This is a genomic window from Streptomyces sp. NPDC001157, assembly GCF_053598255.1.
On record NZ_JBSFJW010000029.1, the window covers coordinates 80220 to 96007 of the forward strand.

Annotated in this window: 13 protein-coding genes; 3 read left to right on the forward strand and 10 right to left on the reverse strand. The window is 72.5% G+C overall.

What is annotated here, in order from left to right:
* Window positions 1-81: 81 nt before the first annotated feature.
* The 9 genes from ACWDAG_RS35900 to rimP form a co-directional block, all read right to left on the reverse strand.
* Window positions 82-1029 carry a bifunctional riboflavin kinase/FAD synthetase gene (locus ACWDAG_RS35900; protein ID WP_450699737.1) on the reverse strand — a complete coding sequence of 316 codons (948 nt, stop codon included), beginning with the start codon at window positions 1027-1029 and terminating at the stop codon, window positions 82-84.
* Between the two features lie 115 nt (window positions 1030-1144).
* Entirely contained in the window at window positions 1145-4771 is a 3627-nt protein-coding gene (locus tag ACWDAG_RS35905; RefSeq protein WP_450699738.1) for a trypsin-like peptidase domain-containing protein, read from the reverse strand.
* 373 nt (window positions 4772-5144) lie between these two features.
* Window positions 5145-6050 (reverse strand): tRNA pseudouridine(55) synthase TruB, encoded by a 906-nt coding sequence (gene truB, locus ACWDAG_RS35910; protein WP_450699739.1) that lies wholly within the window; start codon window positions 6048-6050, stop codon window positions 5145-5147.
* Complete coding sequence (gene rbfA / locus ACWDAG_RS35915; protein ID WP_099931662.1) at window positions 6047-6493, reverse strand: 30S ribosome-binding factor RbfA; 447 nt, start codon at window positions 6491-6493, stop codon at window positions 6047-6049. Before rbfA ends, truB begins: the two co-directional genes overlap by 4 nt.
* Window positions 6494-6525: 32 nt before the next feature.
* Window positions 6526-6819 carry a DUF503 domain-containing protein gene (locus ACWDAG_RS35920; RefSeq protein ID WP_030944944.1) on the reverse strand — a complete coding sequence of 98 codons (294 nt, stop codon included), beginning with the start codon at window positions 6817-6819 and terminating at the stop codon, window positions 6526-6528.
* Between the two features lie 147 nt (window positions 6820-6966).
* Entirely contained in the window at window positions 6967-10089 is a 3123-nt protein-coding gene (gene infB / locus ACWDAG_RS35925) for a translation initiation factor IF-2 (protein ID WP_450699740.1), read from the reverse strand.
* A 148-nt stretch (window positions 10090-10237) separates the two neighbouring features.
* A complete protein-coding gene (locus ACWDAG_RS35930) occupies window positions 10238-10516 on the reverse strand; it encodes a YlxR family protein (RefSeq protein ID WP_185124210.1) in 279 nt (92 codons plus the stop codon).
* A 101-nt stretch (window positions 10517-10617) separates the two neighbouring features.
* A complete protein-coding gene (gene nusA / locus ACWDAG_RS35935; RefSeq protein ID WP_450699741.1) occupies window positions 10618-11640 on the reverse strand; it encodes a transcription termination factor NusA in 1023 nt (340 codons plus the stop codon).
* A 2-nt stretch (window positions 11641-11642) separates the two neighbouring features.
* Complete coding sequence (gene rimP, locus ACWDAG_RS35940) at window positions 11643-12140, reverse strand: ribosome maturation factor RimP (RefSeq protein ID WP_450699742.1); 498 nt, start codon at window positions 12138-12140, stop codon at window positions 11643-11645.
* A gap of 202 nt (window positions 12141-12342) precedes the next feature.
* Here rimP and ACWDAG_RS35945 point away from each other — a divergent pair, with 202 nt between their 5' ends.
* The 3 genes from ACWDAG_RS35945 to ACWDAG_RS35955 are packed head-to-tail and all read left to right on the forward strand — an operon-like array spanning window position 12343 to window position 14246.
* Window positions 12343-12855, forward strand: a complete 513-nt coding sequence (locus ACWDAG_RS35945) for a hypothetical protein (RefSeq protein WP_450699743.1) — start codon at window positions 12343-12345, stop codon at window positions 12853-12855.
* A complete protein-coding gene (locus tag ACWDAG_RS35950) occupies window positions 12852-13310 on the forward strand; it encodes a ferritin-like domain-containing protein (protein ID WP_450699744.1) in 459 nt (152 codons plus the stop codon). Before ACWDAG_RS35945 ends, ACWDAG_RS35950 begins: the two co-directional genes overlap by 4 nt.
* Window positions 13311-13337: 27 nt before the next feature.
* Entirely contained in the window at window positions 13338-14246 is a 909-nt protein-coding gene (locus ACWDAG_RS35955; protein WP_450699745.1) for an aminoglycoside phosphotransferase family protein, read from the forward strand.
* A 132-nt stretch (window positions 14247-14378) separates the two neighbouring features.
* Here the strand turns inward: ACWDAG_RS35955 and ACWDAG_RS35960 are convergent, their stop codons facing one another.
* Window positions 14379-15605, reverse strand: coding sequence for a M20 metallopeptidase family protein (locus ACWDAG_RS35960; protein WP_450699746.1), 1227 nt, complete (start codon window positions 15603-15605; stop codon window positions 14379-14381).
* Window positions 15606-15788: the final 183 nt, after the last annotated feature.

Consider the following 15788-nt stretch of genomic DNA (forward strand, 5'->3'; position numbering starts at 1 on the left):
GAAGGGCGGCCGGTGCTCCGAGGCACCGGCCGCCCTTCGGCGTCGTGGGAATACTGGTCGCGGGAACGACCTCGGGAACGGTTATTCGGCGGCCGTCACCAGCTCGCGGCACCGCTTCACGTCCTCGGCCATCTGCTCCAGCAGGGCCTCCAGGGAGTCGAACTTTGCCTGACCGCGGACGTAGGCCAGGAAGTCGACGGCCACGTGCAGGCCGTACAGGTCGAGGCCCACGCGGTCGATGGCGTACGCCTCCACGGTGCGCTCGGTGCCGTCGAACTGCGGGTTCGTGCCGACGGAGATCGCGGCGGGCATCGCCTCGCCCTGGACGTGCAGCCAGCCGGCGTAGACGCCGTCGGCCGGGATCGCGGTGTGCGGCAGGGTCTCGACGTTGGCGGTCGGGAAGCCCAGCTCACGGCCCCGCTGCGCGCCTCGTACGACGACGCCCTCGACGCGGTGCGGCCGGCCCAGGATCTCGGCGGCGCCCTCGACGTCCCCCTCGGCGACCAGGCGCCGGGTGAGGGTGGACGAGAACGGCTCGCCGCCGCCCGCCTCACCGGTCACGTACAGGTCGACGACCTCGACCTCGAAGTCGTACGTCTTGCCCTGCTCGGTGAGGAACTCGACGTTGCCTGCGGCCTTGTGGCCGAAGCGGAAGTTGGGGCCCTCGACGACGGCCTTGGCGTGCAGCCTGTCGGCCAGGACCTTGACGACGAAGTCCGCCGCGGAGAGCTTCGAGAACTCCTTGGTGAAGGGCAGGATCAGCACCGCGTCCACGCCCAGCTCGGCCATGAGTTCGGCGCGGCGGTGGTGCGGGGCCAGCAGCGGCGGGTGGCTGCCGGGGCGGACGACCTCGCTGGGGTGCGGGTCGAAGGTGACGACCACGGAGGGAATGCCCAGCTCACGGGCGCGGTCCACAGCATGCCGGATGATCAGCTGGTGACCGCGGTGGACTCCGTCGTAGGAGCCGATGGTGACGACGCTGCGCCCCCAGTCCTCGGGGATGTCCTCCAAGCCACGCCAGCGCTGCACTGTGACCGCTCCTCGAACCCGTGTCCGTGTGTACCGACCTCTTACGCAGGTCTAAGGGTGCCATGCCCGGTCCGAACGGCCCGCATCGGCATGGGGGCTGTGACCCGACGCACGCTCAGCGCTCCGTGAGAAGGGGCGCGATCGGCCGTGGTTCGTCTGCGGCGTCGTCGTGGCTGGTCGCGCCCGGCGGCGGAGCCGCATGTCGATACAGCCCCGCGCCCCTGAAAGGGGCGCGGACGCCCGCCAAGTTCTCGATCATCCGGCGGGTGCTCGGGCCCACCACCGCAGACCAGGCCTGCGGGGCCTCGGTGAGCCAGGCGGCCATGCGGGCGGCGAAGCCGGGGACCTGTCGGCCCAGGTCGACCAGACCGCGGTCGAAACGGGCCGCGCCCTCCGGGGTGCGGACGAGGAGCAGGCCGGTGCGGTGCACGAGCTCCCGAACGTCGTCGCCGCCGTGCCGGGCGGCGGCGTGCAGAAGGGTGGCCAGGACGGCGGGGGCCTGTTCGTGGGTCAGGAGGAAGTCGAGGAGTTCGCGGCGCAGGAGACGGGAGGCGGGGGTGCCGGGAGCGGCGAGTACGGCGGCGAGCGCGGCCCGCACCTCCTCCGGGCCGCCGTCGAGGAGACCGGTGACCAGGGGGAAGAGCACGGCGCGGGCCTCCGGTCCCTGGTCGAGCCGCCGGTCGACGTACGCGGCGACGTCGACGGCCGTCTCCGGGCGCCGCTCCACCGCCTCCCGCACGAGCACGGCGACCCTTCGGGCCAGCGGGGGCGTGGTGACGTCGGCGAGCGTGCGCAGTGCCTGGCCGGCGTCCGGCCCGCGCAGCCGCTCGCGGAAGGCGTCGAGGACGGGTTCCGGGTGTGTGGTCAGAGCGGCGACCAGTGCGCTCGGCGGGAAGTGCGGGTCGCCGGCCGCGAACTGCCGCAGCGCCTGCGGGAGATGGCGGGCACGCGTGCGTGGATCGCGTACCAGGAGGGCGAGCGCGCCGCCGTGCAGGGTGCAGTCGGCGGGGCGGGCGAGGAGGGCGAGGGCGGCGAAGCGGAGGAGTTCGCGGTCGGCGTCGGTACGGACGTGGGGCGCGGCGCGCAGGCCGTAGGCCACGGCCGCCACCCGACGCGCGGGCCGCTCGTCGTGCGCCCACCGGTCCACGGCCCGGCAGACGGTGGACGGCTCGTCCTCCGCGAGCACGGCGAGCAACTCGTCCGCCCTGGGGTGTGCGGTCTCGACCAGCACCTCGGTCAGGTCGTCCAGAGCGAGGTGCCGGTGGGTGTGCAGCAGCGCCTGCGTCGCCTTGGCGACGGTGGCGTGCGGGGTCGCGGGGAGCGGACGGTCGTCGTCGAACCAGCGGGTGAGGAGGGGTTGTACGGCGGCGGGGTCGTCGGCGAGCAGTTGGGAGACGGCGTCCAGGAAGCGGGGGCCGGTGTCCTGCGGCGGGCCGTCGGCGAGGAGCAGGTGCCGCAGCAGGTCGAGCCGATCGCTCTGCGGCAGCGGCAGGCCGGTCCAGAAACCGGGCGCGAAGGCTCCCGGGACGGCGGGGGTCTCCACGAACCGGTCGGCGAGCCGTCGCAGGACGGCCAGGTACGGGGTGGCGTCCGGTACGCGCAACAGGGTCTCGGTGAGGAGGCGGGCGGGCCACCAAGAGTGCGGGTCGGCCTCCAGGACGTTCGCCAACTCCTCCATTCTGACGGCGAGTTGGACGGTGCCCTCCTGACGGGCGAGGTGCAGCAGGGCCTCTACGACGGGGCCGATGCGGTGGTGCGGTACGGGGAGGGCGCCGGCCCCCTCCGGGGTGGGGCGGTGGTGGACCAGGGTGCGGAGGGCCTCGTCCAGGTCCAGGTGCATGCCCTGGAGCCAGTCGGCGAGTTCCTCGTGGGCGAAGCGGTAGCCGCTGCCGGCGGGGACGAGCAGGCCCTCGGTGAGGACCGCGGACGCCCAGCCGGTGCCGCCGCCCAGCCTTGCGGGGGCCGCTCCCCAGGGGAACACCGCCTCGAACGTCTTCCGGTCCAGCTCGCCCTGTCCGGGGCCGAGGCTGCGGCGGGCGGCCTCGTGGACCTGGCCGGAGACCTTTGCGGCGAGGCGGCGTACGGCGGTGCCGCGAAGGCCGCTCTCGGCGGCCAGTCTGACGGCGATGCGCAGGCACATCAGGTCGAGGTGGGCCGCGAGGACGTCGTTGCGGTCCACGCGGGCGTGGGGGGCGTCCTGGAGGGCCGCGTTCACCTCTGAGAGGAGGCGGAGGGTGAGGGGGTGGCGGGCGTCGGGGGCTTGCAGGGTGCCCTCGGGGATGCGGTAGCGCGCGCGGGCTCTGCGGGCTTCGTCCTCCGTGAGGTCGCCGAGGCGCACGCAGGGGAGGTCGCCGCCGCCTCTCCCCGTCCCGTCCCTGGGGGCTGCCGCCCCCAGACCCCCGCCTTCGGCCTGAACGGCCTCGTCCTCGAACGCCGGACGGGCTGAGGGGTTCCGCCCAGTTGAAAAGCCCTCCCAGTACTCAGCCCTGCACGCCACGATCAGCCGCGTTCCCGTCTCCAGCAGCCACTCCGCCGTCCCCTCGGTCCACTCCCCCAGGCGGTGGGCCAGGGCGGGTGACATCTCCTCCGGGCCGTCCAGGAGGAGGAGCAACGGACGGTCTGCCGCGCGGGCGACCTGGGCGAGGCGGTTCGGGCCGGTGTCGCCGAGGGCGGCGGCGCAGGTGGACTGCGCCGCGGCGACGATGCGGGCGGCGCGGGCCAGCGCCCGGCCGGCCGCGTCCGCGACCGAGGTGTCGTCGTCCCGCAGATCGGCGCCGCGCAGCCACAGCGTGGGGGCCGGTTCGGGGCCGCGGTTGCGGCGGGCGGCGAGGGACGCGAGTTCCGTCGTACGACCGCTGCCCGGTGGCCCGACGAGACCGAGGACGGTGGCCGGGCCCCGCACGAACGCGTCCAACTCGCGTACCGTCTCGGCCCGTTCGACCGGTTCGACGCCCTTCCGGCCGACGTGGCCCTCCAGCGTCCCGGGCGGTCCGTCCTGACCCACCGACGTCGCCGTCAGCTCCAGTACACCGGCCAGGTTGAAGTCGGCTCCGTACGCGGGCACCGTCGCCGCGTTACGGGCGAGCAGGTCGCCCAGCGGGCCGCTCGGTGCGGGACGGAGCGGGACGGCGAAGCCGACGTCGCGGTGGCCGGAGTGCAGTGCGGTGCCGAGGACGGCGACGACGGCGCCGGTTTCGGCGTCCAGGACCGGTCCCCCGGCCGCCCCGCCGCCCAGCCGCAGGGCGTCCCGGCCGGTCGTGCCGATCGCCAACTCCAAGGCTTCGTCGAGGAGATGGAAGCGGTCCGTCGCCGCGTACGTCACGGAGGTCGCGCCGAGCACGCGCGCCTCGCGCCAGCAGCCGGCGGCGAGGCGGACGTATCTGCCGGTCTCGACCCGCTCCCGGACCGTGACCGGCAGCGGGTCGACGCCGAGGCCCTCGGTGCGTACGAGGGCCAGGTCCAGGTCGGGCAGCGGGGTCACCGCGTCCGCGGTCACCAGGCAGGTGCGGTCGCCTGCGGTGTGCAGGACGAGCCTGGGCAGGCCGTCGACGGCCTCGTGGCTGGTGACGACGGTGCCGTGGTGGTCGGCGACGAAGCCGGTGCCGCGGGGGCGGCCGGCGAGGTCGTGGATACGGATCAGGGCGGCGTCGCGAGCGGTCGGCTCCCCGTCACGGGTATGTCCGGTTCGCGTATCCTCCGCCGGCCGGTGTCCGCCCCCGGTCCGCGGGCCCCGTCCAGCCATGTTCGAGCCTCCCCGCCGTACACCTGTGCCCTCAGTTCGACGTTAGGGCCGCGGTGATCAGCGGGACAGATCACTTGGCGAACGCGCCCCCTTCCGCTCCCTCGGTTCACTCCGAGCGCCTGCCCGGACGGGTGAACAGGCGGGGGTCGGTGGATACACCCTAGGGGTGGGGGAACCGAGGGGGGACCGTGGAGCGGCGGGCACAACCCCGTGACCGCCGCTCCACGGGCAGGCAGACCCGACGAGCACCGAGCGCGCCGGGCGAACACGCTACGGTGCGGCAGCGCCCTGAAGGGGCGCGGGGAACTGCGCGAGCAACCACGACGGACCCGCAGACGAGCTACGGCCAGTCTCGGCCCTTCCCGCGGAGCACTCAGCCGAAGACGGCCAGACTCTTCGCCTTGCCCTTCTGCTCCTCGACGAGCGCGAGGAAGCGCCCCTCGGGGTCGAAGACGGCCACCGGGCCGCCGCCCGCGTACACCTCGGGCATTTCGAGCCGCACGCCGTTGGTGAGCAGCCGGGCCCGCTTGGCGTCCACGTCCCAGCGCGGGAACGCCGCCGTGGCCGCGTCGGCGATCGGCATCACGGTCAGTTCCTGCTGCAACTGGTCCAGCGTCTTCGCGGAGTCCAGCTTGTACGGGCCCACACGGGTGCGGCGCAGGGCGGTGAGGTGGCCGCCGACGCCCAGGTCGGCGCCCAGGTCGCGGGCCAGGGCCCGGATGTAGGTGCCCGAGGAGCAGACGACGGAGACCACCAGGTCCAGCACCGGGGTGCCGTCCTCGGCGACCGCGTCCCGGACGTCGTACACCGCGAAGGACGAGACGGTGACCGGACGGGCGGGGATCTCGAACTCCTCGCCCTCCCGTGCCCGCTTGTAGGAGCGCACACCGTCGATCTTGATGGCGCTCACCTTCGACGGCACCTGCATGATGTCACCGGTGAGCTTGGCGATCCCGGCGTCGACGGCCTCGCGGGTGACCTTCGAGGCGTCGACCGACCCCGTGATCTCGCCCTCTGCGTCGTCGGTCAGGGTCGTCTGCCCGAGCCGGATCGTGCCCAGGTACTCCTTCTCGGTCAGCGCGAGGTGACCGAGCAGCTTGGTGGCCTTCTCGACGCCGAGGACGAGCACGCCCGTCGCCATGGGGTCGAGGGTGCCGGCGTGCCCGACCCGTCGGGTGCGGGCGATGCCGCGCATCTTGGCGACCACGTCGTGCGAGGTGAAGCCCGACGGCTTGTCCACGATGACAAGCCCGTCGGGCGTCCGGTTCTTCTGGGTCATTCGGCGGTGTCGTCCTCGTCTTCACCCGGCTTCTTGTACGGGTCCGCCTCGCCGGCGTAGGTGGCGCCGGCCGAGACCTCGCGCACCTTCTCGTCGGACTGGCGGGCCTTGTCGAGGAGGTCCTCGATGGTCCGGGCGGTGTCCGGCAGGGCGTCCGCGACGAAGGTCAGCGTCGGCGTGAACTTCACGCCCGCCGCCGCGCCGACCGCGGAGCGGAGGACGCCCTTGGCGCTCTCCAGTCCGGCGGCCGCGGCCGCCCGCTCCTCGTCGTCCCCGTACACCGTGTAGAAGACGGTCGCCTCCCTCAGGTCCCCGGTGACCCGGGTGTCCGTGATGGTGACGTGCGAGCCGAGCCGCGGGTCCTTGATCCCGCGCTGCAGCTTCTGGGCCACCACCTCTCGGATGAGGTCCGCCAGCCTCTTGGCACGCGCGTTGTCGGCCACTGGTCCGTCTCCTTAAGTGCTTACTTCTTGCTTCAGTCTTCGTCGCTGTGGAGCCTGCGTCGAACCGAGAGCAGTTCCACCTCGGGCCGCCCGGCGACCAGCCGCTCGCAGCGGTCCAGTACGTCGGAGAGGTGTCCCGTGTCCCCGGAGACCATCGCGAGCCCGATCTCGGCCCTGCGATGGAGGTTCTGGTTGCCCGTCTCCGCCACGCTCACCGCGTACTTGCGCTGGAGTTCGGCCACGATCGGACGGACGAGAGAGCGTTTCTCCTTGAGCGAGTGGACGTCGCCGAGGAGCAGGTCGAAGGACAGAGTCCCCACATACATGTGTGTATCCGGATGTCCCGCCGGTTCGGGGTACGGGCGCCACGCTTCGACGCCGATACGGGAACCGTACACGCAACGGCCGGGGCCGATCGACGGAATTCCCTGGAGGGAACTGCCCCGCCGATCGGCCCCGATCGCGTGCTGGGATCAGACGCGCGGCTTCTCGCGCATCTCGTACGTCGCGATGACGTCGTCGACCTTGATGTCGTTGAAGTTGCCGAGGTTGATACCGCCCTCGAACCCTTCGCGGATCTCGGTGACGTCGTCCTTGAAGCGACGCAGACCCTCGATGTTGAGGTTCTCCGCGACCACCTTGCCGTCGCGGATGAGGCGCGCCTTGGTGTTGCGCTTGACCTCGCCGGAGCGGATGAGAACACCCGCGATGTTGCCCAGCTTGGACGACTTGAAGACCTCGCGGATCTCCGCCGTACCGAGCTCGACCTCCTCGAACTCCGGCTTGAGCATGCCCTTGAGGGCCGCCTCGATCTCCTCGATCGCCTGGTAGATGACCGAGTAGTAGCGGACGTCCACGCCCTCGCGCTCGGCCATCTGCGCCGCGCGGCCTGCCGCACGGACGTTGAAGCCGATCACGATGGCGTCCGAGCCCATCGCCAGGTCGATGTCCGACTCCGTGACCGCACCGACGCCGCGGTGCAGGACGCGGATGTCGACCTCTTCGCCGACGTCCAGCTGGAGCAGGGAGGACTCAAGAGCCTCGACGGAACCAGAAGCGTCACCCTTGATGATGAGGTTGAGCTGCTGGACCTCGCCGGCCTTGAGCACCTTGTCCAGGTCCTCGAGGGAGACACGGCGCGTGCGCTTGGCGAACGCGGCGTTGCGCTCGCGGGCGGCGCGCTTCTCGGCGATCTGACGGGCCGTACGGTCCTCGTCCACCACCAGGAAGTTGTCGCCCGCACCCGGGACGTTGGTCAGGCCCAGGACCTGGACCGGCGTCGACGGGCCCGCCTCGGCGACGTTGTTGCCGTTGTCGTCGAGCATGGCGCGGACTCGGCCGTAGGCGTCGCCCACGACCATCGTGTCGCCGACCCGCAGGGTGCCTCGCTGGACGAGGACCGTCGACACGGCACCACGGCCGCGGTCGAGACGGGACTCGATCGAGATGCCCTGCGCGTCCTGGTTCGGGTTGGCCCGCAGGTCGAGCGAGGCGTCCGCGGTGAGGACCACGGCCTCCAGCAGGGAGTCGATGTGCAGACCCTGCTTGGCGGAGATGTCGACGAACATCGTGTCGCCGCCGTACTCCTCGGCCACCAGCCCGTACTCGGTGAGCTGACCGCGCACCTTGGTCGGGTCGGCGCCCTCGACGTCGATCTTGTTGACCGCGACGACGATCGGGACGTCGGCCGCCTTGGCGTGGTTGAGCGCCTCGACCGTCTGCGGCATGACGCCGTCGTTGGCCGCGACGACCAGGATCGCGATGTCGGTCGACTTCGCACCACGGGCACGCATGGCGGTGAACGCCTCGTGACCCGGGGTGTCGATGAAGGTGATCTTGCGCTCTTCGTCGTTGACCTCGGTCGCGACCTGGTAGGCACCGATGTGCTGGGTGATGCCGCCGGCCTCGCCCGCGATGACGTTCGTCTTGCGGATGGCGTCGAGGAGTCGGGTCTTACCGTGGTCGACGTGACCCATGACGGTCACGACCGGCGGACGGACGACCAGGTCCTCTTCGCCGCCCTCGTCCTCGCCGAACTCGATGTCGAAGGACTCGAGCAGCTCGCGGTCCTCCTCCTCGGGGCTGACGATCTGAACCTCGTAGTTCATCTCGCCCGCGAGGAGCTGCAGCGTCTCGTCGGAGACGGACTGCGTGGCCGTGACCATCTCGCCGAGGTTCATCATGACCGCGACGAGCGACGCCGGGTTGGCGTTGATCTTCTCCGCGAAGTCGGTGAGGGAGGCACCGCGCGACAGGCGAATGGTCTCGCCGTTGCCGCGAGGCAGCATCACGCCGCCGACCGACGGGGCCTGCATGGCCTCGTACTCCTGGCGCCTCTGCCGCTTCGACTTGCGACCGCGGCGCGCGGGACCGCCGGGACGACCGAAGGCGCCCTGCGTGCCACCACGGCCACCCGGACCGCCGGGACGACCGCCGAAGCCGGGACGGCCACCGCCGCCACCACCGGGACCGCCGGGACGACCGGCGAAGCCGCCGCCACCGCCACCACCGGGACCGGCGGGACGACCGGCGAAGCCGCCGCCACCGCCACCGGGACGACCGGCGAAGCCGCCACCGCCGCCGGGACGACCGCCGCCGCCACCGGGACGACCGCCGCCGCCGGGACCGCGGCCGCCGGGGCCACCGCCGCCGGGACGCGGGCCGGCAGCCGGACGCTGCGGCATCATGCCGGGGTTGGGACGCGGGCCGCCGGGGCCGCCGCCGGGACGGGGACCGCCGCCCTGCGGACGGGGCATACCGCCCGGGGTCGGACGCGCGCCGCCCGGAGCCTGCGGACGGGGACCGCCCGCCGCACCCTGGGGACGCGGACCACCCTGGCCGGCACCCTGCGGACGCGGAGCGCCGCCGGGGGCGCCACCCGGGCCGCCGGGACGCGGAGCGCCACCCGGACGGGGCGCCTGCGGGCGCGCCATGCCGGTGGAGCCACCGGAGGTGAAGGGGTTGTTGCCCGGACGGGGACCGGCGGGACGGGCACCGGGACGCGGAGCGCCGCCACCCTGGCGCGGGGCGCCACCGGGACGGTCGCCACGGTCACCGCGGCCCTGGCCGCCCTGAGCGGGGCCGCCGGGACGGGCGCCCGGACGCGGGGCCTGGCCTGCCGGACGCGGAGCGCCCGGACGCGGGCCGGAGCCCTGGCCCTGGGAGGCGGCCGGAGCGGCGGGTGCCGCCGGAGGTGCCGTGAACTCGGGCGTGGTCGGAGCCGGGGACGCCGGGGCGGGCCGCGGCGCGGGCTTCGGGCCCGGGGTGGGACGGGGGCCGGGAGCGGCCGGCGCGGCGGGAGCCGCGGGCTTCTCGGCGGCGGCCGGCTTGGGGGCCGGCGGGCGCGGGGCGGCCGGACGGGCAGCCTGCGCCGGAGAGGGGGCTGCCGGCTTCGCCGGGGCAGCCTTGCGTGCGGGGGCGGGCTTGCCGCCTCCGTTGCCCTGCTGGAGGGCGTCCGTGAGTTTACGGACGACGGGCGCTTCGATGGTCGAAGACGCCGAACGGACGAATTCACCGAGTTCTTGGAGCTTGGCCATGACGACCTTGCTCTCAACCCCGAACTCCTTGGCGAGTTCGTATACCCGGACCTTAGCCACTTCGCTCCTTTTAGGTCCGGGTTGCGTCCGGACCGTCGCTACTTCATGGGCGTACTCATCGCGTGCTCATCGAGTGCTCATCGCAATCTCGACCTACTTCCAACTCGCGGGGTACCAGGGCCGCACGGAGGTTCCGTACGACCACGTCTTACGGTGTTGCCTGCTCGACATAGAGGCGCAACGCCTTTGTGTCGAGCGCTCCCGGGGCACGCAGCGCCCGCGTGAACGCCCGGCGGCGTACCGCCAGGTCGAGACAGACCAGGGCGGGGTGCACATAAGCACCCCGGCCGGGCAGCGTACCGCGATGATCGGGGACGCATTCGCCCTCGACCGCCACGATGCGCAGCAGATCCTTCTTGGCCGCTCGCTGCCTGCACCCCACACAGGTGCGCTCAGGGCATGCGCGGGCACGCGTCCGGCCAGACACCCTTAAGTCTACCTCCCCGTGGCGACCTCACCCCTTTGGGGCAAGAATCGAACAGTTCCGCGCATACAACTGTCGTGATCCAAGCGTTCCGCGGCTTGGATCTATTCCCCGCGCCGCTCTGCGCGCTGGTCCTCTCGCTGATCCTCGGCCTGCTCGGTGTCCGGACGGATGTCGATCCGCCAGCCGGTCAGCCGGGCCGCGAGGCGGGCGTTCTGCCCTTCCTTGCCGATCGCCAGCGACAGCTGGTAGTCCGGCACCGTCACGCGCGCGGAGCGGGCGGCGAGGTCCACGACCTCCACCTTGGAGACCCGCGCCGGCGACAGCGCGTTGGCGACCATCTCCGCCGGGTCGTCCGACCAGTCGACGATGTCGATCTTCTCGCCGTTCAGCTCGCCCATGACGTTGCGCACCCGCCCGCCCATGGGGCCGATGCAGGCGCCCTTGGCGTTCAGGCCCGAACGGGTGGACCGTACCGCGATCTTGGTGCGGTGACCTGCCTCACGGGCGATCGCGGCGATCTCCACGGACCCGTCGGCGATCTCCGGCACCTCCAGGGCGAAGAGCTTCTTCACCAGATTGGGGTGGGTGCGCGAGAGGGTCACGGACGGGCCGCGGACGCCCTTCGCCACGCGGACGACGTACGACCGGATGCGCATGCCGTGCGGGTACGTCTCGCCCGGCACCTGCTCCTGCACCGGCAGGATGGCTTCGAGCTTGCCGATGTCCACGAGCACGTTCTTCGGGTCGCGGCCCTGCTGGACCACTCCGGTGACGATGTCGCCCTCGCGGCCGGCGTACTCGCCGAGCGTCGCGTCGTCCTCGGCGTCGCGCAGCCGCTGCAGGATGACCTGCTTGGCGGTGGTGGCGGCGATACGGCCGAAGTCGGACGGGGTGTCGTCGAACTCGCGGGGCTCCTGGCCCTCTTCGAGGTCCTCGGGGTCCTCCTTCGCCCACACGACCACGTGTCCGGTCTCCCGGTCGAGCTTCACGCGCGCGTGGCGGTGGCTTCCCTCGGTGCGGTGGTAGGCGATGAGGAGGGCCGACTCGATCGCCTCGACCAGCAGGTCGAAGGAGATCTCCTTCTCCCGTACCAAGCCCCGCAGGGCACTCATGTCGATGTCCACGGCTACGCCTCCTCTTCCTTCTCGTTCTTGCGGTTGAACTCGACCTGCACGCGCGCCTTGTCGATGTCCGAGAAGGCGAGTCTGCGGCTGGTGGGCCTGCGGCCCTTCACCCCGGGCACTTCGAGGTCGAGGCCTTCGTCGTCGACCTTGAGGATCCTGGCGACCAGTTCGCCGCTGTCGGTCAGCTGGAACTTCACCAGCCGGTCGACCGCGCGCACGTAGTGCCGGTGCTCGGTGAGGGAGCGCTCCGCGCCCGGGGTTCCGACCTCGAGGGTGTACTCGCCCTCGCCCATCGCGTCCGTCTCGTCGAGCTTCGCCGAGAGCGCGCGGCTCACATCGGCGATCTGGTCCAGATCGGCACCGGTGTCGGAGTCGACGACCACGCGCAGCACCCGCTTGCGTCCGACGGAGTCCACTGCGATCTCTTCGAGATCCAGGCCCTGGGAGCTGACGAGCGGTTCCAGGAGCTCTCGCAGCCTCTCGCTCTGGGTGGTGCTCATCCGGGTGACTCCTCGGCCGCGTGTGCTGTTGTGGGATGGGTCGCGTGTCTGGTCAAAGGGTATCCGGTCGCAGGGTGTGTTGCCGTCCACGTACGGACGAGCGGTGCCGATGAGTACCGGCGGGCGGGGGCGCGGGTACCGTGATCACGGCGGGCCGCCCTTCCCGCCCGTGTGTTCGTACGAGCCCCCGAGGACGTAAGCCGTGCCGTACCCCCCACCCTCGCGTACCCCCTCGGGGCCGCGGAGAAGATCCCTGCTCGCCTCGGCCGCCGGCGCCGCCCTGCTGGTGGGCTGCTCCAGTGGGGAGTCCGAGGAGAGTGCCGGTGGCAGTCCGTCCGTCGTGGAGAAGGCGCGCTCGCTGGCGGCCAGGGAGAGTGTGGGGCTGGTCGGACGGTACGACGCCGTGATCGCCGCACATCCTGCCGTGGCCGAGCGGCTGGGGGCGCTGCGGGCGGAGGTCGTGCGGCACGCGGAGGCATTCGGCGGAACGGTCGGGAAGGCATCTCCCACGGCGCCGGAGTCCGCGTCGCCTTTGGCCGCCGTACCCGGGAACGAGAAGGACGCCCTCGCCGAGCTGGCCGCCGCCGAGCGGGCTCTGGCCGACCGGCGGATCACGGCGCTCCTCGATGTGCCGGGTGAGCTGGCGCGGCTGCTCGCCTCGGTGGCGGCGGCCGGGGCGGCGCATGCGTATCTGCTGACGGAGGGTGCCGGGTGAGCCGGGAGAAGGAGCTGAAGGCCCTGCAGGCGGCGCTGGCCGCCGAGCACGCGGCGGTGTACGGCTACGGGGTGGTCGGCGGGCGGATCCGCGCGGGACGGCGTACGGAGGCCCGGGCGGCGTACGACGCGCACCGGGCCCGGCGGGACGCCCTCACCCGCGAGGTACGGGACCTGGGCGGGACGCCGGTGGCCGCGGCGGCGGGGTACGCGTTGCCGTTCCCGGTGCCGGACTCGGCCGCGGCCGTGCGGCTCGCCACCGAGCTGGAGGACCGGGTGGCGGGGGTCTACTCCGACCTGGTGCGGGCAACCGGGGGCGAGCGGCGCCGCGCGGCCGCCGGGGCGCTGCGGGAGGCGGCGGTGCGGGCGGTGCGCTGGAGCGGCGAGAGCGTAGCCTTCCCTGGGCTCGCCGAGCGGGCGGCCCCCGCCCCGGCCTCGCCGGCCCCCACGGCGTGACGCGAACTGGAAGGGAACGACTCGCGCATGGCTTTCGCACCGCCGCAGCGTCTGGTCAGGGCGCTCGGTGAGACGGCACCGGACGGCGACGACTGGCTGGAGAAGCTGCCCGAGGTGGCCCGGCAGGCGGTCGCGCTGCGCGAGTTGACCGTGGAACGGGTCCAGGTGCCCGGCGGGCGCAGCAGCCTGGTCGTGCTGGTGCGGCGCCCCGACGGGACGCCCGCCGTGCTGAAGCTGGCCCCGCCCCGGTCCCGCCCGGAGAGCGAGCGGGCCGCGCTGGCGCACTGGGGCGGTGCGGGCGCCGTACAGCTGCTCGAACCGTTCACGACGGAGGGTGTGTTGCTGCTGGAGCGGCTGCACCCGGATGTGTCGGTGCGGTCGTTGCCGGAGGCGAAGGCGCTGTTGGAGGCGGCGGGGACGTTGCGGCGGCTGTGGGTGGAACCACCTGCCGACCAGGGCGGGCATGTCTTCGAGACCGTGGCCGAGCGGACCGGGCGGCAGGCCGAGGCCATGCGGGCGACCGCGTCGGGCTTCGCCGAGGTGGCCGTGTTGGTCGACGCCGCGTTGGCCGCGCGGGCGGAGTTGCTGGCGGCGCCGCCTGAGGATCGGTTGCTGCACGGGACTTTTCGGCAGAGCAAGGTTCTCGCCGGTGAGCGGATGCCGTGGTTGGCCGTGGGGCCTGATCCGGTGGTGGGTGAGTGTGCGTTCGACCTGGCTCGGTTGGTGCGGGATCGGGTCGAGGATCTGATCGCCTCGCCGGCGGGGGCGGCGACCACTCGGCGGCGGGTGAAGCGGCTTGCCGAGTCGTTGGATGTGGATCAGGAGCGGTTGCGGGGGTGGACGCTGTTCCGGGCTGTGGAGTCCGGGGTGCGGGCGCTTCGGGTGGGGCGGGGGAAGGATGCGGAGCTGTTGCTGGAGTTCGCCGGGTGGCTTTAGGGCGGTTCAGCTCGGGTGTGCGGGCTCTTACGGCAGTTCGCTCGCCCTTCGCCTATGACGACCGTACGGACTGCGCTCAGGCACGCACCTCCAGCGGCATGAGGACCAGGCCGAGGGCCGGTACCGCGGGGATCAGGTGGTAAGGGCGCGCTGTGCCTTCTCGGCGAGACGGTCCAGTCGGCGGACGGCGAGTTCGGCGAGCAGGGCGGCGCCGTCGGACAGGACCGCGTCGTCGAAGGCGGCGAGCGGGGAGTGGTTGGTGGGGGCGGTCTTCGGATCGCCGGTGGCGTCGGCGCCCAGGAAGACGAAGGCGCCCGGGACGCGGTCCAGGACCCGCGAGAAGTCCTCCGAGCCGGTGATCGGGTCGGTGAGCTGCTCGAAGCGCTCCTCCCCGAAGGCCTCGCGGACGGTGTCGGCGAGGAAGTCGTGCTCGGCGGCGTCGTTGACCGTGACCGGGTACTCCGGGACGAAGTCGACCTCGGCGGTGAGGCCGTGGGCGGTGGCGATGTCCTGGCAGAGGCGTACGGAGACCTCTGCGATGCGTTCGGCGGCGGCCGGGGAGAAGGTGCGGACGGTCGCCTCGAAGGCCGCGTCGTCGGGGATGATGTTGCGCCGGGTGCCGGCGTGGAAGGTGCCGACGGTGACCACGACCGGGTCGAACACGTCGAAGCGCCGGGTGACCATCGTCTGCAGCGCGGTGACCATCTCGCAGGCCGCCTGGATCGGGTCGAGGGAGTCGTGCGGGCGCGAGCCGTGGCCGCCCGCGCCGACCACGCGCACATGCAGGCCCGCCGAGGCCGCCATCAGCGGGCCGGGGCGGGAGGCGAAGACCCCGGTGGGGTACGTCGACGAGCTGACGTGCAGTCCATACGCGGCGTCGACCGGGCGTCCCGCCGCCTCCAGCACGCCCTCCTCGACCATGTGCCCGGCGCCGTCCCAGCCCTCCTCCCCCGGCTGGAACATGAACACCACGTCCCCGGCGAGGCTCTCGCGCCGGTCCGCGAGCAGCCGGGCGGCGCCCACCAGACCGGCGGTGTGCAGGTCGTGGCCGCAGGCGTGCATGGCGCCCGCGATCCGGGAGGCGAACTCCGCGCCGGTGCGCTCGGTGACGGGCAGGGCGTCCATGTCGCCGCGCAGCAGTACGACGGGGTCGTCGGGCGCACCGCCGCCGCGCAGAACGGCCGTCACGGAGGACAGCGAACTGCCGGTGCTGATCTCCAGCGGCAGTCCGTCGAGTGCGGCCAGCACCTTCTCCTGTGTGCGCGGCAGGTGCAGCCCTATCTCCGGCTCCCGGTGCAACGCCCGGCGCAGGAAGGCCAGTTCACCCTGGAGCTCACGCGCATCGTCTCGCAGACTCATCCCTCTCCCCTCACCCGTGCACCGTCTGTCACATGTATTGCCCAGGTGACCGGAAATGATGAGGGGACGACGGAGCGTCGCGCGGAAATTGGCGTAAACGCCACTCAGGTTGTTTTCGGGGCGCGGGTTTGTGGGGGTTGATCGCGCTCACGCGGCGGTAGCCGCATATCGATACAGACCCGC